We start from the raw sequence: 23,377 nt of genomic DNA on the forward strand, positions 1-23,377 counted from the left end.
CTATCTTTCGATGGTTTCTTTCAATTCATCTACTTGATTTTTTAGTGTTGAGTCAGATTTTATTGCATCAGCAATCTTATCGTAAGCATGAATTACCGTGGTATGATCCTTACCGCCAAACGCAGTTCCAATCTTAGGAAGAGAACTGTTAGTCATAGTTCGGCAAAGATACATTGCAATTTGTCGTGGTGTGACAATCGTCTTAACTCGTTTTTTCCCTTTTAAATCATCAGTTGAAACATTAAAGTAAGTCGAAACTGATTTAATGATTTGTTCAACTGTAATTTCGGGTTTTGAATCCCCCTTATTTAATCCGCGAAGCGCTTCAGACACTAAATCTGTAGTAATTGGAACTTGTTTGAATCTAGCAAATGCTTGTACTCTCGATAAAGCACCTTCTAGTTCACGAACGTTAGAATCAATTTGACCAGCTATGTATGTAAGCGTATCTGTTGGGACTTTAATCATGTCAGCTTCAGACTTTGTACGTAAGATTGCGATTCTAGTTTCTAAATCTGGTGGAGTAATATCTACTGATAATCCCCATGCGAAACGAGAAACCAATCTATCTTGAAGTTTTGAAATTTCAGATGGTAGTCGATCTGAAGTTAACACAATTTGCTTTTGATTATCATATAAAGCATTAAATGTATGGAAGAACTCTTCTTGAGTGGCATCTTTATCAGCGAAGAATTGGATATCATCAACTAATAAAACGTCAACGTTTCGATATTCAGCTCTAAAGTTTTCCGTTTGGTGATTTTGAATTGCATTAATGAAGTCATTCGTAAATGATTCAGAAGTAACATATTTAATATCAGCTTGAGGATCTTGCTCTAGAATTTTATTTCCGATGGCGTGCATCAAGTGGGTTTTTCCTAGCCCCACGCCTCCATATAAAAGAAGCGGATTATACATTTTACCAGGATCTTCAGAAGCAACCAAAGCAGCAGCATGTGCTAGTTGGTTCCCTTTTCCGATAACGAAGGATTCAAATGTATAGTTTGGATTTAAAGGGGAACTGCGCAAAACTTCATCAACATGATTAGGTTGAGTTGAATCATCAGAGCTATTTTCATTAGTAGAATTTCGAAGTTCTCCTTCTAAAATGAAATTAGGAACGATATCTTTCTTAGTGATTTGGTATGCATATTCTACAAGCGAATCAGAAAGTTTATCCTTCCAATAATCACGATGGAGAGGAGAAGGAAGTTCTAATGTTAACTTATTATCAACTAAGCTAATTGGATTAACTGTTTCAATCCATGTTGAATAGGTAGTTGGTGAAACATCTTTTTCAAATGCTTCACTGATTGCTTCCCATAATGAGTCTTTATCCATGAATCATTTCCTCCCGTTAAAAATCTTTAGTAATTTTACCATTAAAAAAAAAAGTTTTCCACAAGTTGTTTTGATTGTGTATAAATGTTTCACACATTGTTGATTGAAAATCTCACAAACTGTGCATAACTTATGAAAAAACGAAAAAAATAATAGTTTTCCACAAAATGTTGTTAATAATCCACAGGCTATGATGATTGATATAATAATAATAACCAAAAGTTATACACATCCTGTTAATAAAAATAATAACAATGTGTTGAATTGTGGATAACTTGTGGATAACTATGTGGATTTGAAAAAATAAGTCCACAAGAAACCATCAAAAATGTGTATGAAACAAAATAAAATGTGGATAAAAAAGCAGATATTTAGCGATTAAATCTCAATTTTTATGTTCCATCCATTTTGGTTTTGTGTTATTATATTTAAGAAATGTATTTGACATAGAAAAGAAACATACAAAAAACATATAAGGGAGGGTTAGTAATGAAGAGAACTTACCAACCAAAGAAACGTAAGCACGCACGTACTCACGGTTTCCGTAGTCGTATGAGCACTAGCAACGGTCGTAAAGTTTTAGCTCGCCGTCGTAAAAAAGGTAGAAAGTCATTGACTGTATAGACCACTGACCATTCAGTGGTCTTTTTCATTATATTGAACAAAATTTAATGGAGATGGATTATGCGTAAGTCATATCGCGTCAAAAAAGAAGCAGAATTCCAAAGTGTTTTTGAAAAACATAATTCAGTTGCTAACCGGACTTTTGTCATTTATCAAATGGAAAAGCCTGATCAACCCCATTTTAGAGTCGGAATTTCAGTTGGAAAAAAGATTGGTAACGCCGTACACAGAAATTGGGTTAAGAGACGAATAAGACAAAGTTTGACCGAATTAAAGCCACATTTAAAGTCAGAAGTTGATTTCTTAGTGATTGCTCGCCCAAGAGCTGACATGTTATCAATGGAAGAAGTTAAGAAGAACATGGTTCATGTTTTAAAATTGGCAAACTTGCTTGATTCTGATTATGTTGAGGGAGAAGACTAATGAAAAAATTTAAGAAGTATCTTTCACTAACTTCAATTTTAGGACTAGTATTCTTTTTAACTGCATGTAGTAATAAACCAATTACTTCACACAGTACTGGTCTATGGGATGGAGTCATCGTATTAAATTTCTCAAGAGCCATTATTTGGTTAGCTAAATTATTTGGTTCTAGTTATGGAATGGGTATCGTTGCCTTCACTATTATTGTAAGAATTGTGATCTTGCCTTTGATGATTTATCAAACCAAGAGCATGAAAAAGACTCAAGAATTACAACCTAAGCTAAAGGAATTACAAAAGAAGTATTCTTCAAAGGATACTGAAACTGTTAAGTTGCTTCGTGAAGAACAACAAAAACTTTATGCTGAAGCTGGTGTTAACCCAGTTGCTGGTTGTTTACCATTACTTGTTCAATTGCCAATTCTTTGGGCATTGTATCAAGCAATATGGCGTACTGAAGCTTTGAAACTAGGTCACTTCCTATGGTTACAATTAGGACATCGTGATCCTTACTTCGTAATGCCAATCCTAGCTGCATTATTCACATTTATCAGTTCATGGTTGTCAATGAAGTCACAACCAGAACAAAATGGAATGACTAAAGGAATGACATATGGAATGCCACTAATTATCTTCTTTATGGCATTAAATATTCCTGCCGCTATTTCAATTTACTGGGTAGTAACTAATGCATTCCAAGCTGGACAAACATTAGTACTTCAAAACCCTTGGAAAATTCAAAAAGAACGAGAAGCAAAGCTACGTGCTGAAAAAGACCGTAAGCGAAATGTTGAAAAAGCAATTCGTAAAGCTAAGAAATCTCGTCGTAAATAAACAAAAGCGTCTGATTTTAATATCAGACGCTTTTTTATGTATCATTATGACGCGGTTTTATGATATGATAGTTAACATAGTTTATTTTTAAAGGAGTCCCCACATGTCAACATTTACTGCTGAAACAGTTAATGATGCGATCGAAGAAGGACTAAAGTCACTAAACATCGATAGAAGCAACGCTGAAATCAACGTTGTACAAACTAATCGTAAGGGCTTTCTAGGAATCGGAAAACGTGATGCAATCGTCGAAATCGACGTTAAAAACGTACAAACAGCATCAAACTCTCAAGATATCGCAACAACAACTAAAACCATTAACAAAATTGATTTAAAACCAAGTAACAACACCGAAAACACACGTAAACACTCTAATGAACAAGCCATTGAAGACTTAATGGCTTATTTGCAACCGATTGTAGAAGAATTAGGGATTACAGCAGAGCAACAACCTAAGATTATGAATCGTAAGTTTGCTCGTATTAACTTTAAGACAGAACAAGAAGGACTATTAATAGGAAAACATGGTCTAACTATCAATGCATTACAAGATTTGGCTCAAATCTATCTAAATCACATTGGCTACAGCCGTCTATCAATCCAATTGGATACTGCTGACTATCGTCACCGTCGGACAGAAATTTTGAAGAAATTAGCTGAAAAGACTGCCAGAGAAGCAGTTGCGACAGGGCAACCAGTGTATCTAGATTCAATGCCTTCTTTTGAAAGGAAGGTTATTCATACTCAATTAGAAGATAATGGATATGTTAATACCTTTTCATCTGGACGCGAACCCTATCGTGCCGTGGTTGTAGAACCACAAAATGTATAGTCATATAAATTGACAAATCAGATAAAAATTTTTATTATATACTATATAATTTAAATCAGATAATAAATGAAGTAGTGAAAGTGCTTTATTCATGCTGTGTTTTTGGCGTGGAGTGGGCACTTTTTTTGTGCATTTAGATTGAAAATAGATCTATTCGGATTTAGAAAGGAAGAATAAAATGGCAACAACAACAGATTTTGATACAATTGCAGCGATTTCAACACCACCTGGTGAAGGAGGAATCTCGATTGTTAGAATTAGTGGAGATGATGCCTTAAAGGTAATTAGTAAGATTTTCCGTGGTAAGGACTTGAATAAAGTTGAATCACATACCATTAACTATGGTCACGTTTTTGATCCGGATACTAAAGAAGATGTCGATGAAGTAATGGTTTCCGTGATGAGAGCACCTAAGACATATACTTGCGAAGACGTAATCGAAGTCAACTGTCATGGTGGAATTTTAGCTACTAATACTATTTTGCAATTAATTTTGAGTTATGGTGCTAGATTAGCTGAACCAGGTGAATTTACCAAGCGTGCGTTCTTAAATGGACGAATCGATTTATCACAATCTGAAGCGGTTATGGACGTAATTGATGCGAAAACAACCCGTTCAATGAAGGCTGCTGAAAGTCAATTAGAAGGAAATCTTTCAAGATTGATCAGAACGCTAAGACGACAAATTTTGGATGTATTAGCTAATGTTGAGGTTAATATTGATTATCCAGAATATGATGATGCAGAAGTTGTTACTTCTAAGTTGTTAAGTGATAACGCAATTGATTTACGAGCTAAGGTCGAAAAGCTACTAGAAACTGCTAAACAAGGTCAAGTTTTAAGAGATGGTTTAGCCACTTCTATCGTGGGACGCCCTAATGTTGGTAAATCAAGTATCTTGAACCACTTATTACATCAAGATAAAGCGATTGTAACTGATGTTCCAGGGACTACTCGTGATGTGCTAGAAGAATACGTTAACGTTAAAGGGGTTCCTTTGAAACTAGTTGATACTGCCGGGATTCGTGAAACTGATGACAAGGTTGAAAAAATCGGTGTAGAACGTTCTAGAAAAGCAATTAGTAGTTCTGATTTGGTGCTATTAGTATTGAACTATTCAGAAATTCTTTCTGACGAAGATCGTCAGTTGATTGAGTTAACCGATGATACTAAACGAATCGTTATTTTAAACAAGACTGATTTACCTCAACAAATTGATGTTGATGAAGTTAAAAAATTAGTTGGTGCTGAAAATGTGATTACCACTTCAGCAATTCAAGATAACGGAACTGAACCATTGGAAGAAATGATTGCGAAGTTATTCTTTACTGAGGGAATTCAAAGTTCACAAAATGATGTAATGGTAACTAATGCTAGACACGTTAGCCTGTTACACAATGCTAAAGAGTCACTAAATAACGTAATTAATGGATTAGAAGAAGGCTTACCGGTTGATTTAGTACAAATGGATATGCACGCATGTTGGGAATCATTAGGTGAAATTACAGGAGATAGCTACAACGGTGAACTGTTAGATCAACTATTTAGCCAATTCTGTTTAGGAAAATAGAAAAATGTTTCATGTGAAACATTTTGAATGGAGGAAGAAAAAATGAGTCAAGTCGTAAGTGACGAAACGATTCAATATGAAGCTGGTCAATATGATGTTATCGTTGTAGGTGCCGGACATGCAGGTAGTGAAGCAGCGCTAGCTTCAGCTAGAATGGGTAATAAAACCATGTTAATTACCATTAACTTGGACATGGTGGCATTCATGCCATGTAACCCTTCTCTAGGGGGACCAGCTAAGGGAATCGTTGTTAGAGAGATTGATGCTTTGGGTGGAGAAATGGGTCGTAATATTGACAAAACATACATCCAAATGAGAATGTTAAATACAGGTAAAGGTCCAGCTGTGCGTGCCTTACGTGCACAAGCGGATAAGCATGCTTACCATCGTGCAATGAAGGAAACAATTGAAAACCAACCAAACTTGGATTTAAAACAAGGGATTGTTGATTCATTAATCGTTGAAGATGGTGTCTGCAAGGGAATCGTTACCTACACTGGTGCGAAGTACTACTCAAAGACTACTGTTATTTGTGCCGGAACAGCTGCTCGTGGCCGTATTATCATTGGTGAATTAATGTACTCATCAGGTCCTAATAACTCTCAACCAGCAATGAAGCTATCAGAAAACCTAGAAGAATTAGGTTTCGAATTAAAGCGTTTTAAGACAGGTACTCCACCACGTGTTAATGGTCGTACAATTGACTTTTCTAAGACAGAAGAACAACCTGGGGATGAAGAAGTAAATCACTTTAGTTTTGAAACTTCAGATGATGACTACATTCCAGTTAAAGATCAACTATCATGTTGGTTAACTTATACTAACGAACACACTCACCAAATTATTAAAGATAATCTAGATCGTGCACCAATGTTCACTGGAGTGATTGAAGGGGTTGGTCCTCGTTACTGTCCATCAATCGAAGATAAGATTGTGCGTTTTGCTGATAAGAACAGACATCAAGTCTTTTTAGAACCTGAAGGAAGAGAAACTAATGAATACTACTGTGATAGTCTTTCAACTTCTCTTCCTGAAGAAGTTCAACAAAAAATGCTACACTCTGTTGCTGGATTGGAACATGCAGAAATGATGCGTCCAGGATACGCAATTGAATATGATGTTGTCGCTCCTTATCAATTAAAACCAACTTTTGAAACTAAGATTGTTAAGAACCTATATACAGCTGGTCAAACAAACGGAACTTCTGGTTATGAAGAAGCTGCGGGTCAAGGTTTATATGCTGGTATCAATGCCGCTTTACGCGCTCAAGGAAAAGATCCATTGATTCTAAAACGTAATGAAGCTTACATTGGTGTTTTAGTAGATGATTTAGTTACTAAGGGTACCAATGAACCATACCGTTTATTGACTAGTCGTGCTGAATATCGTTTACTACTTAGAAATGATAATGCTGATTTCCGTTTAACTGAAAAAGGGCATGAATTAGGACTAATTTCAGATGAACGATATAACGAATTCTTAGCTAAGAAACAAGCGGTATTAGAAGAACTAGAACGTTTGGATCATACTAGAATCAAACCTAGTGACGAAGTGAACGATTTTGTTGAAGAACATGGCGACAAGCCACTTAAAGATGGAATTTTAGCATCAGTATTCTTACGTCGTCCATATGTAACTTATAATACTTTATTGAAGTTTATCGAACCTGCTGAAAAACCATTAGGTCGTCGAGTGATTGAACAAGTTGAGATTAGAACTAAGTACGCCGGATATATTAAGAAGGCTGAAGAAAACGTTGCTAGAATGAAGAAGATGGAAGCTAAAAAGATTCCAGATGACATTGATTACAACGCCATCGATAGTTTAGCTACCGAAGCCCGTCAAAAACTTGAAAAGATTAGACCACAAACAGTTGCGCAAGCATCTAGAATTTCAGGAGTTAACCCTTCTGATGTTGCAATCTTAGGTGTTTACATTCAACAAGGCAAAATCGCTAAAGTCAAAAAAGACTAAAATAAAAACCGTCTAAACATTGTTTAGACGGTTTTTTTAATGTAAACAACTATTCATAAGAGAGAATAGAAATGCAGCAATAACTCCTGGAATCCAAAATCTTTTTAAAAGGATAATGTTGTATTTTAAGTATTCTGATGTCTTTTGGTTGTTTATTTTAATTGATCGATGTTTTAGAATTGAGTGGTTTGCACAAATAGTAAAACAAATAATCGCAATAGTTAATAGAATCCACATAGTACCCAAAAAAATAGCATACAGGTATTTTCCGGATATTATACAGATAAGAGGTGCGGAAAGATTTAAAGCGTCCACAAACACGACATATATCGAAATAAATGCTAAAAAAATTCTAGTTCGCATCAATGAGATAATTATGTATAAGATGCCGGCTTGAATGAGGATTGCCATTTGTGGTAACGCAGTATTTAAATCAATGCGGAATGTAATTCGTTCGGTTAATATTTCTTTATCAATTGCGAACAAACCCCATAGAACAGAGAGTAAAAACCACACTAAAAATGCACCTAAAATATTACGATGAATATTTAGTTTATTAATGTCTAGTCATTCCTTTATCATTTAGTGAAGATATTAACGATTAAATTATACTTATAATTTAACCTTAATACAAGAAATTTTATTTAATCAATTAGTTGAAATAATGATACAATGGTGTTATTCGATAATTAGGAGTAATAAAAATGAAAAATAAGGATAAAAAAAGTAGCTTATATAGAAATTTTTCTAGTTACATGAGCGAGCATAAAATTATAAAAGAAGTATTAAGCTGGGGATTATATGTTATTTTCTTAATTTTAGCATACTTAACTTTCACACACTTTGTTACAACAGCAAATGTAGACGGTCATTCAATGGATCCTAATCTACATAATGGTGAAAAGATGTTAGTGTTAAAAAAAGCAACAGTTAAAAGAAATAGCGTTATCGTTTTCGATGCGCATGGTGAAGATCCTACTGCTACTACTACTAATTACTATGTTAAGCGTGTTATTGGTCTTCCAGGCGATAATATTGCCTATAAAAATGGTAAGTTATACGTAAATAACAAGGTATTCAATCAAAGTTATATTAGCAATCAAGAACTAACTGTTGGAACGAGATATTTCGATGATAATGATAAGCAAATTAAGAATTGGGATATTGCAAGCCTATCTAAAACTAAATGGGTTTATAACCAAAACAAAACAGTCGTACCAAAGGGTAAGTACTTTGTTTTAGGTGATAACCGTTCAATCTCTAATGATAGTCGTTACTGGGGATTTGTTGATAAGGACAAAATCTTAGGGGTAGTTAAACTATTCCCATGGTCTGGAACGAAGACAGAACGTCATAACATTAATGATTTAGCACAATAAAAAAAGCACTCGATTAAATTCGAGTGCTTTTTTACTACTTGTTAACAGTGGTGTTGTTAGAACTGGCATTAGCAGTTGTAGAAGCGCTAGTTGCGGTTGTAGTTGTTGTGGGTTTATTAGGAACTTCAGGTTTCTTCTTATCATCATTATTTTTAGTGATGGTAATCGTCTTGCTTACTACAACAGTCTTAACTGACTTGTTCTTTTTAGTCTTAGTTTTGTATGTTTTGATCTTCTTTTTGACTTTGATAGTCACAGAATTATTTGATTGAGCTTCAGGGGATGCAGTTCGACGAGGCATAACCTTACGTAGTTGGTATTCTGGAACGTAACCACCTAACTTAGGAACAAATAAGAAATCGTAACCATTGAAGTGAACTCGACCACCCACACGGCTTTTACCAACACGCTTGTAGTATCTAAAACGTTTCATAGTAAAACCTTTACGTTGCTTGATGTATTTGTAAACATTAGTGAATTCACTGCGGTTAGTATATGTTTCAGCAGCTGAAGCCTTAGTTGTAGTTACCGTTACAAAAATGGTTAAAGCAGCAACTAAAGCAGTCGCGATTTTTTTCTTCATGTTGATCCTTCTTTTCCGTTATTAACTATAATTTATCTATACTATAAATGTACCAGTAAATCAGAAAATATCAACTGTAATTACTGATTTTTAAGCTTTTTTATCTAAATTACAAAAGTTGACAAGCTATTTTAGTAATATATAATTAAATTTAAATTAGAAAATGATTAGATATACATTTTTTAGTTTCAAATACTAATGGAGATTGTTTTGAAACCATCAAAACCATACATAAATTTAGCTAAATGTTTGTTAAAACAATATATTTTAACTATCATAAATGATATGGAATCAAGAATAGGGGTGCAATTATGGTAGAAACAAAGTTAACGCAAGCAGATTTTGATGCCATGCGTGAACAATATGATAAAAATCCTAAGAACAAGATATTACAACGTTCTGTTATGAAAAATGGAATCAATAAGACTGCTAAGGATAACCAAGTAGTCGCTAAGTTAAACCATACCTACTCAATTGAAGTAGATACTGGTAAGGTTTCAAATCAAAAGAGATCCGGCCGTTGTTGGCTGTTTTCACTATTAAATGTGTTAAAGCACGACTTTGCTAAGCGATATGATGTGAAGGACTTTGAATTATCACAAAGCTACTTATTCTTCTGGGATAAGATTGAACGTGCCAACATTTTTTATGACCGTATTATCGATACAGCAGACAAGCCATTTGATGATCGTGAAGTTCGTTGGTACTTAGAAGGACCAGGTGCTGATGGTGGTGAATGGGCAATGGCAGTTTCACTAGTGCAAAAGTATGGAGTAGCACCTACTTCAGCATTCCCTGAAAGCAACGTGACTGAAAATACGACTGACTTAAAAGAAGTTTTAAATCGTAAGTTACGTCGTGATGCTAAGGTATTACGTGATATGGTCAATGCTAACAAGAGCGATTCAGAAATTAAAGAACAACGTCATGCGATGTTAAAAGAAGTATATCGAATTGCGGGTTACGCATGTGGTGTTCCACGTGAAACATTCGACTTTGAATACCGTGATGACAAGCAAAACTACCATGTTGATATTAACATCACACCTAAAGAATTCTTCGATAAATACTTTGAAATTGACTTAGATGATTACACAGTATTAGGGAACTATCCTAACTTAAAAATGAATCAATTATACTTACACCCGGCCGGCGATAATGTCGTTGGTGGAAAGCATGTTGATTTCTTAAACGTGGAAATGGACGTTTTAAAACAAGCTGCTGTTGAATCACTAAAAGATGGTGAAACAATGTGGTTTGCTAATAACGTTTCTGAACAATCAGACCGTCAAGGTGGAATCTTAGATGACACCTTATACCGTCGTGGTGAATTGTTTGATATCGATTTAGATATGACAAAGGGTCAACGTTTAGAATACTTAGATAACATTCCTAATCATGCAATGACTTTAACTGGTGTCGACATCGTTGATGGCAAGATTACCAAGTGGAAAGTTGAAAACTCATGGGGTGAAAAGGTCGGCGAAAAAGGATACTTTGTAATGTCTGATAACTGGATGGATAACAACGTTTTTCAACTAATTGTTAATAAAAAGTACCTAACAGATGCACAAAGAGCATTACTAGATAAAGAACCAGTCGTCTTAAAACCATGGGAAGCATTATAGGAGGGAGTGTTTACAATGACTGAAACAAAGATTACAGCTGAAGATTTAAAAGATTTTAGATCAGCATATAACGAAAATACGATTAATCGTGTGTTAGAACGCTCTGTTACCGAAAACGGAATTAACAACGCTGCTTACGATGCGAAAGCAATCGAAAAATTAAATCCAGTTTTTTCTGTTGAAGTAAAAACTGGTAAAGTTTCAAACCAAAAACAATCAGGTCGTTGCTGGATGTTTGCATTATTAAACACATTAAAGCATCAATTCGGTGAAAAATACGATGTTAAAGACTTCGAATTATCACAAAATTACTTATTCTTCTGGGATAAGATTGAACGTGCTAATATTTTCTTTGACCGTATTATCAATACTGCTGATAAGCCATTAGATGACCGTGAGGTTGAATTTTATTTAGCTGGACCTGGTGCTGATGGTGGCCAATGGGCAATGGCAGTTTCATTGGTTCAAAAATATGGAGTGGTTCCCACCACTGTTTTCTCCGAAACTAGCGTTTCAGAAAGTACTGGTGATTTAAATAGCATTTTGGATTACAAGTTACACAAAGATGCAATGAAATTACGTAACATGGTAGATGATAAAGTCAGCGAAGAAGATATTCACGAAGCACGTGAACAAATGCTAGCAGAAGTATATAAGATTGCAGCATTTTCACTAGGTGTTCCACCAAAGACTTTCGATTTTGAATACAGGGATGATAAGGGTAATTACCACATTGATCGTGATTTAACACCAAAATCATTCTATGAAAAATACTTTAGTGACGCTGATTTAGATGATTACGTAGTCTTAAGTAATGCTCCTGATAAGGATTATGAAAAGATGTATCGTTTAGCATCTCAAGAAAACGTCGTTGGTGGTAGAAAGATTGAATTCTTAAACTTACCAATGGAAGACTTAAAGCAAGCAGCGGTTGCACAATTAAAAGATGGCGAAGCTGTATGGTTTGCTAACGATATTGCAAGACAATCAGACCGTCAAAAAGGATTTTTAGCAGAAAACCTATATCACTACGATGAATTATTTGACGTTGATCTTTCAATGACTAAAAAAGATCGTTTAGAATATCATGAAGCACAAGTTTCACATGCTACAGCACTAACTGGTGTTGATTTAGTGGATGATCAACCAACTAAATGGAAGGTTGAAAATTCATGGGGTGAAAAGAATGGTGTGAACGGATATTACATCATGGATGACGGTTGGATGAATGAATATGTGTACGAATTAGTCGTAAATAAAAAATATTTATCTAGCGAACAAACCGCACTGTTAAGCCAATCATCGATCGAATTAGACCCTTGGGATTCATTAGAATAAAATTAAAGGGTTGCATTTTTTATTAGAGGGTATTAGTATTAGTAACAATCAAATAGACGTTGAACAGGAATTTTAATTATTGAGTGTTTCACAGAAAGCTCCAAACAAGTGAGAAGGAGTATCACGGTAATTAAATCGTACCTGAGAGTCATTTTTCGAAATGAGTAGAAAAAATCGTAGGCGGCGTTAACGCAGAAGTTATTTAACTTCGTGAGCTGACATTCGTGAGAATGTTGGAAATTGAGGTGGCACCGCGATTTATTCGTCCTCTTGGAAATGTTATTCCAAGAGGATTTTTTTATACCTAAAATTAATAAACAAACGATGATTAGGAATTTTAATTACGCTAGTTATTTACAGAGAACTTAGTAAAACCGGGTGAGAGCTAAGGATAATCGTAATTAAATCGTACCTATGAGTTTTAATTTGAAATGAGTAGAATTAACCGTTAACGCGTTATAGTTAAAGTTTGTAAAAACTTTGTGAGCTGATGTTTGTGAAAACATCAGAAACTGAGGTGGAACCACGATATAATCGTCCTCTAGGAATTATTCCTAGGGGACTTTTTTAGTTTAATAAAAAGAAATTAGATCAAGAATTTAATTAAATCAATCATTTACAGAGAATTTAACATTGATGAGAGTTAATAATGACATTTAATTAATCGTACTTGAGAATGTTCTTCGAAATGAGTAGAAGAAACGTTGGCGGCGTTAACGTAGAAGTTATTTAACTTCGTGAGCTAGCATTCGTGAGAATGTTAGAAATTGAGGTGGCACCGCGATAAATTCGTCCTCTAGACATTAGTCTAGAGGACTTTTTTTTAAAAAGAAAAAGGAGATGTTTCATGTGAAACAATCAAAGAAAATTGTATTAGCTTACTCCGGTGGATTAGATACATCGGTTTCAATCGCTTGGTTAATTGAACAAGGTTTTGATGTTATTGCTTGTTGCATTAACGTTGGTGAAGATTATGGTGAACATAAAGATTTAAACCAAATCAAAACCAAGGCACTTAAGGTTGGTGCCATTAAGTCATATGTAGTTGATGCTTTAGATGAATTCGCTGAAGACTTCTTATTAACAGCATTGGATGCTAACGCTATGTATGAAGGTGAATATCCATTAAGTTCAGCTTTATCTCGTCCGTTGATGAGTCAAAAACTAGTTGAAATTGCTCATCAAGAAGGTGCCGAATACATTTGTCACGGTTGTACTGGAAAAGGAAATGATCAAGTTCGTTTCGATGTTGCGATTCATTCACTTGACCCAACCATTGAAGTGGTTACGCCGGTTCGTCAATGGCATTGGAACCGTGAAGAAGAAATTGAATTTGCTAAAAAATATAACATTGAAATTCCAATTGATTTAGATTCACCATATTCAATCGACGCTAACATTTGGGGTCGTGCAAATGAATGTGGAGTGTTGGAAAATCCATGGAACCAAGCACCAGATGATGCGTTCGATATTACTAAACCAATCGAAGATACCCCTGACACGCCAGCTTATGTTGGAATTGGTTTTCATCAAGGGAAACCAGTTAGCATTGATGGACAATCAATGAGTTTCGTTGACATCATTGCTCAAATTAATTTATTAGCTGGTGAACACGGAGTTGGTCGAATTGACCATATTGAAAATCGTTTGGTCGGGATTAAATCTAGGGAAGTTTATGAAGCTCCAGGTGCAACCGTATTGATTAAGGCACATCAAGCAATGGAAAACCTAACAATGGAACGTGACTTAGCTCACTTCAAACCAATGATTGAACAACAAATTGCTAATTTAACATACAACGGATTGTGGTTCTCTCCATTGATGCAATCTTTGAAGGCATTCATTAAGACATCTCAAGAAACTGTTAGTGGAGTAGTCAAATTAAAGTTATTTAAAGGAAACGTTTCAGTTGTTGCTTCTAAGTCAGACGAATCACTATATGATGAAAACTTGGCCACATACACATCATCAGATTCATTTGATCAAGATGCCTCAGTTGGTTTCATTAAATTATGGGGATTACCAACCCAAGTTGCTTCACAAGTAAAACAAAAGAATTTACAAAGTGCTTTTCTCAAAGATGTTTTAAAAGAACAATCAAAGGAAAAAGTATTAGTAGCTAACCAAACAAAGGGTGATGTTAATGAGTGAAAAATTATGGGGCGGTCGTTTTAGCGGCGATGCCAATGATTTATTTTTAAAGCTAGGTGCCTCCATCAACGTCGATATTAAGATGGCAAACGAAGATATTGATGGATCAGTTGCTCATGCTAAGATGCTCAACCACAGCGGAATTATCACTGATGATGAGCTTAATCAAATTGTTTCTGGTTTATCAGAAATCAAAACAGAATTTAACAACGGTGATTTGGAATTCAGCTACCAAAATGAAGACATTCATATGAATGTTGAATCTGTTTTAACCGAAAAGATTGGACCGGTTGCCGGGAAACTACACACGGCAAGGTCTAGGAATGATCAAGTGGCATTGGATTTTCACCTTTATTTAAAAAATCGATTGCCAGATATCATTTCATTAATCAAAAAGTTTCAAGATGAGTTAGTTAACTTAGCAGATCAAAATGTTGAAACGATTATGCCAGGATACACTCATTTGCAACACGCACAGCCAATCTCATACGCCCACTATTTGATGGCTTACTATGAGATGTTGCAAAGAGACGTGGAACGTTTTGAATTTAATCAAAAGCATACCGACTTATCACCAATTGGTGCGGCAGCACTGGCTGGGACAACGTTTCCAACCGATCCGCATTACACGGCAGGTCTACTTGGTTTTCAAAAACCATATAATAACTCGATTGATGCCGTATCCGATCGTGATTTCGCCATTGAATTTTTAAGCAATGCGTCGATTCTGATGATGCATTTATCAAGGTTATGCGAAGAAATATGTTTATGGTCTAGTTACGAGTTTAAATACATTGAATTATCAGATGAGTTTAGTACTGGTAGTTCGATAATGCCCCAAAAGAAAAACCCAGATATGTGTGAGTTGATTCGTGGTAAAACCGGCGTTGTCTACGGTCATTTAACGGCACTATTGGCAACGATGAAATCATTACCGCTTGCATACAATAAAGATTTACAAGAGGACAAAGACGGGGTATTTGATACAGTAGAAAACATTGCACCAATTTTAACTTTATTGACCGAAATGGTCGCAACAATGAAAGTTAATAAAGACAAAATGTTGGAATCTGTACAGACTGACTTTTCCAACGCTACTGAACTAGCTGATTATCTATCAGCCAAAGGGTTACCATTTAGGCAAGCACACCGCATTGCCGGTGAATTGGTAGCAGAATGTATTAACCAGGGATGCTACCTACAGGATTTATCATTAGAAAAATTACATAACTATTCAGAACTATTTGAAGCGGATATTTATGAGGACTTAAAACCAGACGTCGCTATTCAAAGGAGGCGAAGTTTTGGTTCCACCGGTTTTACCGAAGTCCAAAAACAAATTAATAATGCAAAATTAAAAGGAGATCATTAATTATGAAAAATATAATGAAACATTCAGTTATCGTTACGATTTTAGTAATGATGGCGACATTATTTATGACAGCTTTTAGCTCACCAAGTGTTAACGCTTCTGCAGCTGATAATTCAGTGCAACAAATTAAGAAAAAAGGATACATCGTTATGGGAACTGCCCCAGATTATCCACCATATGAATTTATTGGAAAAGATAACGGCACATCACATGTTTACGGTGCTGATATCGAATTAGGTAAACAAATTTCTAAAGACCTAGGCGTTAAACTAAAGGTTAAATCAATGGGATTTGATTCACTATTAGTTGCACTACAAACTAAGAAGGTTGATATGGTAATTGCTGGAATGAACAAGACTCCAGAAAGAGCTAAGAGTGTTGATTTCAGTAATTCATACTACTCATCAGGAACTAGTTTAATTATTAGTAATTCTGAAGTTGGTAAGATTAAGTCATACAAAGATTTAGCACATAAAACAATTGGAGCCCAAGTTGGTTCTGTTCAATATGATGAAATTAAGCAAGCAGTAAAAACAGCTAACATTAAAGGGATGGAAAACATCAACGATTTAATTTTAGCTTTGAAATCTGGTAAAGTTTCCGCAATTCCAATGGATACAGCGGTTGCTCAAGCTTATGCCTCACACAACACCGGTTTAAAAATCATCGATGCAAAGATGAAAGGTGTTAACAGTGATAACAACGTTGCTTTTGCTAAAGGAGCAACTGGTTTAGTAAACATTGCTAACAAGACTATTAAAAATGTTACCAGCCATAATTTATACATCAAAAAATTCGTCCCCGCAGCAGCTAAACATTTAACTAACAACAAGGATTCATCATCAGCTTCTAGCATGTGGCAATACAAAGGATTCTTCATTTCAGGTATCGAATACACAATGATCATCTCAGTGGTATCAGTATTCTTCGGTATCATCTTAGGGGTTATTTTTGCCCTAATGAGATTAAGTCACAACTGGCTATTACACGCAATTGCCGTTTGTTACATTGAATTTATTCGTGGGACACCTCAATTAGTACAAATTATGTTCATCTACTTCGGTCTAGGAACTGTCGTAAACGTTCCAGCGCTAACTTCTGGAATTATTGCAATTTCAATTAACTCAGGGGCATACGTTGCAGAAATCATTAGAGGGGGAATTAATTCTATTTCTGATGGTCAAAGCGAAGCCGCATTATCACTTGGTTTATCCAAACATCAATCAATGAAATACATCGTGCTACCACAAGCATTTAAAAACATTTGGCCAGCACTTGGTAATGAATTAGTTACTTTAATTAAGGATAGTTCACTAGCTTCTGTAATCGGTGTTGGTGAATTAATGTATCAAATGAGAGCTGTTCAAGCTGATACCTACCAAGGGGTCGCTCCAATTGCAGTTATTATGGTAATTTACTTCGTAATTACATTTACAATTTCAAGAATTATGAAACATTTAGAAGGGAAGATCAGCCATGGAACCAATGATTAAGATTGAAAACCTAAGTAAAAAATTTAAAAACAACACTATCTTTTCGGATATTAATGCAGAAGTGCATAAAGGGGATGTCATCTCATTACTTGGCCCATCCGGTGCTGGTAAGAGTACCTTCTTACGTTGTATTAATATGCTGGGCGAACCTACCTCAGGAAAGGTTTTACTAGATGGAAACGATTTAGTATCCAGCACTGATAAAGAACTAACTGAACTAAGAACTCATATCGGAATGGTATTCCAAAACTTTAACTTATTTGATAACAAAACAGTTATCGATAACATCACATTAGCACCTATTAAGGTAAAGAAAATGAGTAAAGAAGTTGCTGAAAAACAAGCACATGAATTATTGAAAACAGTCGGACTAGACGATAAAGCAAACGTATATCCAAGTAGTCTATCTGGTGGTCAAGCTCAACGTATCGCGATTGTACGTGCGTTAGCAATGGACCCAGAAGTAATGCTATTTGATGAACCAACATCTGCATTGGATCCAGAAAAAGTTGGTGAAGTTCTTTCAGTAATGAAAGACTTGGCTAAAAAAGACATGACAATGATTATTGTTACTCACGAAATGGAATTTGCGAAAAACGTTTCTGATGAAATTTGGTTTATGGATGAAGGAAAGATTCAGGAAAAGCAATCTCCTATAGATTTTTTCGCTAACCCACAAACTGAAAATGCACAACGTTTCTTAAGTAAAATGATTTAAATGTAAAAAGGCTTACCATAAGGTAAGCCTTTTTTGATTATTCCTTTTTTATTTTGTACAATGAAAGTATCAACGACACTTTTTGAGTTAATCCGAGGAGGAAATCAATTGTCTAAACGTTTTAAATTAGTTGAAGAATCATTTACAGGAGTATCAATTTATATTGATCAAAGAACCGGTGTTGAATACGGTGGTTATGGAAGTACATTAACTCCATTACGTAATCCTGATGGAACATTATTTGTGGACCCAGCTGAAATTGATGACGATTACGAACATAAAGAAAAAGACAAATAATCGAGGAGGTTTCCACCATGTTTTTATGGATACATTTAATCGCTGCGATGCTGCTAATTGTATTAGTATGCGTTTCTTTGCTTAAAAAGAGTGGTTATAAGCCTTATATGATGATGACTAGGATTAGTTATCTAGTTTTTATTGTGACCGGTGCGGTGCTATTTATGAAAGCATTTAGTCGCGATGCCATTTTCACAATTTTAAAAGTTGCAATGGCAATCTTTTTAATTGGGCTAATTGAAATGTCATATGCTGAAAAGACTAAACGTCATTTAACCAGAGGGTTAGTGGTTAGCTTAGTTTTAGTATTTGTTTTGGTGATTATCATCGGTTTAATTATTGCTGGTGGACGACCATTTATTAATTTCATCTAAAAAAGAGAACTCTGAAGAGTTCTCTTTTTTTATATGTGGAATTAGACATCATACTGTGGTTTTATTAATGTTGGATGATAAAAAGCCCGTTAAATTGCCATATACTATTAATTATTGGTAGAATATAGGTGTAGTTTATTAAGCAAAAAGAGAGCAACCCCTATGGGTTGCTCTCTTTTTTTGCTTATTTAAAATCTTGTAGTGCAAGTTCAGCGTAAGTTAATCTGGCAAAAGTATCGTCAGTTGCTAAACCAGCATTTTCAAACATGTTAGCGAATAAAATGTATTTTGGTTGATCACTGTATTCACCACAAATTTCAATTAAGCGTTGTAGTTGATTAATACGGTTAGCTAAATCATCGATATGATTTAAGTTTAAATCATTCTTAGCAGCATCGTAAATAATCTTGTAAGTTTCAGTATTTGTAAGTAGTTCTAAATCCTTAACTTGTTGCATGAAGTTATCAAATTGTTCGTTTGATAGTTGTTCACGAACTGATTGCAAGTCAACGATTTCTTCACTAAAATCTTGTGCCCATTCATTAATAATAGGTCTTAGTTGTATGTCTGACATTGTTAAAAAATCCTCTCCTAATTCAGATGATGTTTTAGACTATTCTAGTACAACAATCTAAAAGTGTGTTTAGTTTTTTCATTTATAATGTCATTAAATGGGTGCTAAAAATCAAATAACACCGATTGTATTATCTCACAGATTGGTTTAAAATTGCAAAAAAAGAGTCTGTGATTTTATAGATAAAACAATGGGATAGCTACCACAATACAATATAAGGATTGGTGATGGCAAATGGCAACAAGAGTTGAAAAGACACGTGCAAAAATGAAGGAAAACGGCATCGATAATTTGATTATCGTCGACCCCTTCAACTTGCAGTATTTAGCTGATTTTGGTGGATTAGCAGGTGACGGATGTTTGGTGATTAATGCTGATGAAGCAGTCTTAATTACAGATGCTAGATATGAAATCGAAATGGGCGAAAAACAATTAGATGACGTTCAAGTCGTAATTAATGCTAATTATTACGGTGAAGCCGTTAAACATATTAGGAGTGGCAGTCACAATATTGGTTTTGAAGATCGCATGCCATTTGCAATCTATGACAAAATTAATCAACTAGTTGATTTACCACTGGTTTCACAACATGATTTAATTGAAAAAATCAGAGTAGTTAAAGATGAAACTGAAATTGCTAAAATTCAAAAGGCGTGTGATTTAGTCAGCCAAGCGTATGAAGAATTATTAAAATACGTTCAAGTTGGGATGACCGAAAAACAAGTCAGTTTCTTCCTACATGAATGGTTGGTTAATCATGGTGCGCAAAAGCCTAGTTTTGATACGATTGTTGCATCTGGATACCGTAGTGCGTTACCACACGGGGATGCAACGGATAAAAAGCTCGCCCCCAATGAATTGGTGACCATTGATTTTGGTTTTTACTACCAAGGATATACATCAGATATGACTAGAACGTTTGCGATTGGTGATCCTGGCGAAGAATTAAAACACGCTTATGAAATTGTTTATGGCGCCCAAAAAGCAATGATTGCTTCAATGGTGGATGGCGTTGATGGAAAAGATGTCGATGCTGCCGCTAGAAACTACATTGTTGAACGTGGTTATGGCAAAGAATTTAATCATGGTAGTGGTCATAGCATCGGATTGGATATTCACGAAAATCCAATTACTAACCGTAGCTGTAAAGATAAGTTATATAACGGTTTCATCATGACAGCAGAACCGGGAGTATACATAGCCAATAAAGGCGGCATTCGAATTGAAGATGACGTCTTAATAACTCCAGAAGGTCCAAAAGTGTTAACGAGTGCACCCAAAGAATTAATTATTTTATAAATAAAAAACACCCTTGAATTAATCAAGGGTGTTTTCTTTTAGAATTTTAAAGTAATTGCGGCAACATCTAAGTGCATTGGCATTTGTTTTTTAGGTAAGATAATTACTTCTCCCGCAAAACCAATTGTAGTAATTGCGAGATCATTTAAGGTCTTATCATAGTCTTCGTCACTGATGTATAGAGTATCAATTTTACCTGAAATTGCATTGGAAATGATGTCTCTTAAATCGGTTGCAACTTGGTGGTTGCTGCTTGCGGATTCATACTTAATGTTGTTATCCTCCGCTAACTTGTTTAAGAATGATTGATTGAAATGTTCAATGATGTCATTTAATTTTTCAGCATCAATGTTCTTATCGTTAAAGTCATAGCTGATGTCTTTAGATAAGTTCTTAAGCGTAGTAAGTTGAGTGAATAATTGACGATTTTCATCATTAGCCACAATCACAGTTGGCAAGTAGTTGTCGTCGCCAAATAATTCTTTGACGTATTCATCAACTAATTTGTAGTATTTTTCTTTGTCGTTATCGACTAGTACTGATAGTGGCTTGTTAGCGGTATTAACAACACTGAAATTACCATTATCAACACGGAAAACCTTGAATTCGTCATCGAATAACGCCAATACGTGGTAATGTAATTGGCTTTGAATTTCCTTCACTAGTTGTGAAATATTCATGGTATCTTCGATGGAAATTTGTGTTTTCACAGGTTGTGCTAAATCAAATGAGTGAATGGCTTTAAAACTAACGTAGATCGCTACACCAGTACCGTTACCAATGTGTTTTGCACGATCAAAATTGAATCTTCTTAGTTTTCTTTCGTATCTAGGCCAGACAATTTCGTCGTGTTTTGTAGTGAATGCATCTTTGATTTTGTCGATTAAATTTAAGTATTCGTTTTTGTTACTAATTTCATTAAATGAAACAAATAATGAGATGAAAGGTCCTACTTCGTAATCTAAAGTAAGAGTGTTTCTAAGCTCGATAGTGGACGTCATGGTCTAACCTCCTAGTTTTTATATAACCATAGTATATCATGATGAGCTAAAAGCGAAATATATTGTGCTATAATTATCGCTATAAACATAAAAAGGAGGGATAAAATGCTAATAACAATTTTGGATATTATTGTTTTAATTAACGAAATTTTTGCTTTAATCACCGTTTTTAGAGAAGAACGTGATATTTCTGCAACTTGGGCATGGCTGTTAGTTTTATCGTTCCTTCCCGTTTTTGGTTTTTTGATCTATGCGTTTGTGGGTCGAAAACTGCCTAAAAAACGTTTATTCCGTTTCCAATATAAAGACAATAAACGAATGTTTCATCTTTTAAGAAAACAAGCCAAATTACATAACAACCCTGAAAAAATTAACGCTGATGAAGTTTCATATGCTTATCGAACACTAGTTAAGTTATTCAAGACTTCTGATGTTACCGACTTATCCCGTCGAAATCACGTTAAGATTTTTACTGAAGGAAATCACTTATTCGATCGAATTATTGATGACATTAAAAAGGCAACAAGTTCAATTAACATCGAATTTTATACTTTTTATGATGATCAAATCGGTCACCGCGTTTTAGAAGAACTAATCAAAAAAGCCAAAGAAGGCGTCAAGGTTCATGTCATTTATGATAGTTGGGGGTCAATGGGGAATAAGCACAAATTCTTTGACCCATTAAAAGAAGTGGGTGGCTTTGCTGAACCATTCCTACATACCCATTCAGCAATCATGGATTTCCGTTTGAACTTTAGAGATCATAGAAAAATCATCGTGATTGATGGTAAATATGGTTACATTGGTGGTTTTAACATTGGCGATCAATATTTAGGACGCAAGAAGAAATTCGGCCACTGGCGTGACACTCATCTACGCATTTCTGGTTCCGCTGTTCATCATTTACAAGCCCAATTTATTTTGGATTGGAACGTAACTGATATGGAACATAAGATTGATGTTGATGAAACCAAGGGCTTTTATTTCCCACGGGTTTGTCAGCAAGGTTCAACCAATATTCAAATCGTATCGAGTGGACCTAATAGTGACTTACAACAAATCAAATTAGGTTACATCAAGATGATTCAAAATGCTAAAAATTATTGCTGGATTCAATCACCATATTTGATTCCAGATGATAGCGCGCTGGATGCCATTAGAACAGCTGCTATGTCTGGTGTTGATATCCGCATTATGATTCCATGTATGCCTGATCATCCGTTTGTTTACCGTGCTACTCAATATTATGCTAAGCAACTATCTAAGTACGGCGTAAAAATCTACTTCTATGATGATGGATTTATTCATGCTAAGACGGTTTTAGTTGATGGTAAAATCGCATCTGTCGGTTCAGCTAATATGGACTTTAGAAGCTTTAAGTTAAACTTTGAAATCAACGCCTTTATGTACGATGAAGGGATTGCTGAACAACTACATTCAATCTATGTGAATGATATGCGCAGCAGTACCTTAATGACATATCAAGACTTTGATAAACAATCACATTGGTTAAAATTCAAACAAGTTTTCAGTCGACTATTTTCACCAATTCTATAAAAAAGACCGTTTCCGC

21 protein-coding genes and 2 other annotated features are annotated in these 23,377 nt (G+C 35.1%); of the genes, 17 read left to right on the forward strand and 4 right to left on the reverse strand.

The window, feature by feature from the left end; genetic code table 11:
• On the reverse strand, positions 1 to 1,341 hold the full coding sequence (gene dnaA / locus ABWU86_RS01180) for a chromosomal replication initiator protein DnaA (protein ID WP_353321003.1): 1,341 nt from the start codon (positions 1,339 to 1,341) through the stop codon (positions 1 to 3).
• 489 nt (positions 1,342 to 1,830) lie between these two features.
• On the opposite strand from dnaA, the gene rpmH reads away from it, so the two are divergent.
• The 7 genes from rpmH to lepB all read left to right on the forward strand — a co-directional run bounded on the left by rpmH (position 1,831) and on the right by lepB (position 8,976).
• A complete protein-coding gene (gene rpmH, locus ABWU86_RS01185) occupies positions 1,831 to 1,965 on the forward strand; it encodes a 50S ribosomal protein L34 (RefSeq protein WP_034530627.1) in 135 nt (44 codons plus the stop codon).
• Positions 1,966 to 2,025: 60 nt separating this feature from the next.
• Positions 2,026 to 2,388 (forward strand): ribonuclease P protein component, encoded by a 363-nt coding sequence (gene rnpA, locus ABWU86_RS01190; protein ID WP_053950645.1) that lies wholly within the window; start codon positions 2,026 to 2,028, stop codon positions 2,386 to 2,388.
• Positions 2,388 to 3,221: a membrane protein insertase YidC gene (gene yidC / locus ABWU86_RS01195; protein ID WP_293793422.1), complete on the forward strand. Its 834-nt coding sequence runs from the start codon at positions 2,388 to 2,390 to the stop codon at positions 3,219 to 3,221. Before rnpA ends, yidC begins: the two co-directional genes overlap by 1 nt.
• A 103-nt stretch (positions 3,222 to 3,324) precedes the next feature.
• Positions 3,325 to 4,053 (forward strand): RNA-binding cell elongation regulator Jag/EloR, encoded by a 729-nt coding sequence (jag, locus tag ABWU86_RS01200; protein WP_293793424.1) that lies wholly within the window; start codon positions 3,325 to 3,327, stop codon positions 4,051 to 4,053.
• A 178-nt stretch (positions 4,054 to 4,231) separates the two neighbouring features.
• The gene (gene mnmE, locus ABWU86_RS01205) at positions 4,232 to 5,623 is read left to right on the forward strand and encodes a tRNA uridine-5-carboxymethylaminomethyl(34) synthesis GTPase MnmE (protein ID WP_293793426.1); all 1,392 of its coding nucleotides are present in this window, start codon (positions 4,232 to 4,234) and stop codon (positions 5,621 to 5,623) included.
• 42 nt (positions 5,624 to 5,665) lie between these two features.
• Positions 5,666 to 7,597: a tRNA uridine-5-carboxymethylaminomethyl(34) synthesis enzyme MnmG gene (gene mnmG / locus ABWU86_RS01210; RefSeq protein WP_293793428.1), complete on the forward strand. Its 1,932-nt coding sequence runs from the start codon at positions 5,666 to 5,668 to the stop codon at positions 7,595 to 7,597.
• A gap of 704 nt (positions 7,598 to 8,301) precedes the next feature.
• Complete coding sequence (gene lepB / locus ABWU86_RS01215) at positions 8,302 to 8,976, forward strand: signal peptidase I (RefSeq protein WP_353321007.1); 675 nt, start codon at positions 8,302 to 8,304, stop codon at positions 8,974 to 8,976.
• Positions 8,977 to 9,010: 34 nt separating this feature from the next.
• On the opposite strand, the gene ABWU86_RS01220 is transcribed toward lepB, so the two are convergent.
• Positions 9,011 to 9,559, reverse strand: a complete 549-nt coding sequence (locus ABWU86_RS01220; RefSeq protein ID WP_293793429.1) for a hypothetical protein — start codon at positions 9,557 to 9,559, stop codon at positions 9,011 to 9,013.
• Positions 9,560 to 9,870: 311 nt separating this feature from the next.
• Between ABWU86_RS01220 and ABWU86_RS01225 the strand changes: the two genes are divergently transcribed.
• The 8 genes from ABWU86_RS01225 to ABWU86_RS01260 all read left to right on the forward strand — a co-directional run bounded on the left by ABWU86_RS01225 (position 9,871) and on the right by ABWU86_RS01260 (position 18,930).
• On the forward strand, positions 9,871 to 11,187 hold the full coding sequence (locus ABWU86_RS01225) for a C1 family peptidase (RefSeq protein ID WP_353321009.1): 1,317 nt from the start codon (positions 9,871 to 9,873) through the stop codon (positions 11,185 to 11,187).
• Positions 11,188 to 11,202: 15 nt separating this feature from the next.
• Entirely contained in the window at positions 11,203 to 12,525 is a 1,323-nt protein-coding gene (locus tag ABWU86_RS01230) for a C1 family peptidase (RefSeq protein WP_353321011.1), read from the forward strand.
• Positions 12,526 to 12,575: 50 nt separating this feature from the next.
• Positions 12,576 to 12,798: a binding site (T-box leader), on the forward strand.
• 42 nt (positions 12,799 to 12,840) lie between these two features.
• Positions 12,841 to 13,070, forward strand: a binding site (T-box leader).
• Positions 13,071 to 13,374: 304 nt separating this feature from the next.
• The gene (locus ABWU86_RS01235) at positions 13,375 to 14,676 is read left to right on the forward strand and encodes an argininosuccinate synthase (protein ID WP_293793434.1); all 1,302 of its coding nucleotides are present in this window, start codon (positions 13,375 to 13,377) and stop codon (positions 14,674 to 14,676) included.
• Positions 14,669 to 16,048 carry an argininosuccinate lyase gene (gene argH / locus ABWU86_RS01240; RefSeq protein ID WP_353321013.1) on the forward strand — a complete coding sequence of 460 codons (1,380 nt, stop codon included), beginning with the start codon at positions 14,669 to 14,671 and terminating at the stop codon, positions 16,046 to 16,048. The genes ABWU86_RS01235 and argH overlap by 8 nt, the downstream gene beginning before the upstream one ends.
• 2 nt (positions 16,049 to 16,050) lie before the next feature.
• On the forward strand, positions 16,051 to 17,541 hold the full coding sequence (locus ABWU86_RS01245; protein ID WP_293793437.1) for an ABC transporter substrate-binding protein/permease: 1,491 nt from the start codon (positions 16,051 to 16,053) through the stop codon (positions 17,539 to 17,541).
• A complete protein-coding gene (locus ABWU86_RS01250; RefSeq protein ID WP_293793438.1) occupies positions 17,525 to 18,259 on the forward strand; it encodes an amino acid ABC transporter ATP-binding protein in 735 nt (244 codons plus the stop codon). The genes ABWU86_RS01245 and ABWU86_RS01250 overlap by 17 nt, the downstream gene beginning before the upstream one ends.
• A gap of 108 nt (positions 18,260 to 18,367) precedes the next feature.
• Entirely contained in the window at positions 18,368 to 18,556 is a 189-nt protein-coding gene (locus tag ABWU86_RS01255) for a DUF6440 family protein (RefSeq protein ID WP_053950633.1), read from the forward strand.
• Between the two features lie 17 nt (positions 18,557 to 18,573).
• Positions 18,574 to 18,930: a DUF1516 family protein gene (locus ABWU86_RS01260; protein ID WP_293793440.1), complete on the forward strand. Its 357-nt coding sequence runs from the start codon at positions 18,574 to 18,576 to the stop codon at positions 18,928 to 18,930.
• Positions 18,931 to 19,114: 184 nt separating this feature from the next.
• Here the strand turns inward: ABWU86_RS01260 and ABWU86_RS01265 are convergent, their stop codons facing one another.
• Positions 19,115 to 19,504, reverse strand: coding sequence for a hypothetical protein (locus ABWU86_RS01265; RefSeq protein ID WP_293793443.1), 390 nt, complete (start codon positions 19,502 to 19,504; stop codon positions 19,115 to 19,117).
• Between the two features lie 234 nt (positions 19,505 to 19,738).
• Between ABWU86_RS01265 and ABWU86_RS01270 the strand changes: the two genes are divergently transcribed.
• The gene (locus ABWU86_RS01270; protein ID WP_293793445.1) at positions 19,739 to 20,803 is read left to right on the forward strand and encodes a M24 family metallopeptidase; all 1,065 of its coding nucleotides are present in this window, start codon (positions 19,739 to 19,741) and stop codon (positions 20,801 to 20,803) included.
• A 38-nt stretch (positions 20,804 to 20,841) separates the two neighbouring features.
• Here the strand turns inward: ABWU86_RS01270 and ABWU86_RS01275 are convergent, their stop codons facing one another.
• Complete coding sequence (locus ABWU86_RS01275) at positions 20,842 to 21,804, reverse strand: baeRF3 domain-containing protein (protein ID WP_293793447.1); 963 nt, start codon at positions 21,802 to 21,804, stop codon at positions 20,842 to 20,844.
• Positions 21,805 to 21,909: 105 nt separating this feature from the next.
• Here ABWU86_RS01275 and cls point away from each other — a divergent pair, with 105 nt between their 5' ends.
• A complete protein-coding gene (gene cls / locus ABWU86_RS01280) occupies positions 21,910 to 23,361 on the forward strand; it encodes a cardiolipin synthase (protein WP_353321018.1) in 1,452 nt (483 codons plus the stop codon).
• Positions 23,362 to 23,377: the final 16 nt, after the last annotated feature.

This window comes from Apilactobacillus pseudapinorum (assembly GCF_040369555.1).
Classification (GTDB): domain Bacteria; phylum Bacillota; class Bacilli; order Lactobacillales; family Lactobacillaceae; genus Apilactobacillus.

Coding starts and splice junctions, on each gene's coding strand:
- mnmG (WP_293793428.1), top strand. CDS start 5,666: ATGAGTCAAGTCGTAAGTGACGAAACGATTCAATATGAAGCTGGTCAA.
- ABWU86_RS01270 (WP_293793445.1), top strand. CDS start 19,739: ATGGCAACAAGAGTTGAAAAGACACGTGCAAAAATGAAGGAAAACGGC.
- jag (WP_293793424.1), top strand. CDS start 3,325: ATGTCAACATTTACTGCTGAAACAGTTAATGATGCGATCGAAGAAGGA.
- mnmE (WP_293793426.1), top strand. CDS start 4,232: ATGGCAACAACAACAGATTTTGATACAATTGCAGCGATTTCAACACCA.
- ABWU86_RS01220 (WP_293793429.1), bottom strand. CDS start 9,559: ATGAAGAAAAAAATCGCGACTGCTTTAGTTGCTGCTTTAACCATTTTT.
- argH (WP_353321013.1), top strand. CDS start 14,669: ATGAGTGAAAAATTATGGGGCGGTCGTTTTAGCGGCGATGCCAATGAT.
- ABWU86_RS01275 (WP_293793447.1), bottom strand. CDS start 21,804: ATGACGTCCACTATCGAGCTTAGAAACACTCTTACTTTAGATTACGAA.
- ABWU86_RS01250 (WP_293793438.1), top strand. CDS start 17,525: ATGGAACCAATGATTAAGATTGAAAACCTAAGTAAAAAATTTAAAAAC.
- rpmH (WP_034530627.1), top strand. CDS start 1,831: ATGAAGAGAACTTACCAACCAAAGAAACGTAAGCACGCACGTACTCAC.
- ABWU86_RS01260 (WP_293793440.1), top strand. CDS start 18,574: ATGTTTTTATGGATACATTTAATCGCTGCGATGCTGCTAATTGTATTA.
- ABWU86_RS01265 (WP_293793443.1), bottom strand. CDS start 19,504: ATGTCAGACATACAACTAAGACCTATTATTAATGAATGGGCACAAGAT.
- lepB (WP_353321007.1), top strand. CDS start 8,302: ATGAAAAATAAGGATAAAAAAAGTAGCTTATATAGAAATTTTTCTAGT.
- ABWU86_RS01245 (WP_293793437.1), top strand. CDS start 16,051: ATGAAAAATATAATGAAACATTCAGTTATCGTTACGATTTTAGTAATG.
- cls (WP_353321018.1), top strand. CDS start 21,910: ATGCTAATAACAATTTTGGATATTATTGTTTTAATTAACGAAATTTTT.
- rnpA (WP_053950645.1), top strand. CDS start 2,026: ATGCGTAAGTCATATCGCGTCAAAAAAGAAGCAGAATTCCAAAGTGTT.
- dnaA (WP_353321003.1), bottom strand. CDS start 1,341: ATGGATAAAGACTCATTATGGGAAGCAATCAGTGAAGCATTTGAAAAA.
- yidC (WP_293793422.1), top strand. CDS start 2,388: ATGAAAAAATTTAAGAAGTATCTTTCACTAACTTCAATTTTAGGACTA.
- ABWU86_RS01230 (WP_353321011.1), top strand. CDS start 11,203: ATGACTGAAACAAAGATTACAGCTGAAGATTTAAAAGATTTTAGATCA.
- ABWU86_RS01225 (WP_353321009.1), top strand. CDS start 9,871: ATGGTAGAAACAAAGTTAACGCAAGCAGATTTTGATGCCATGCGTGAA.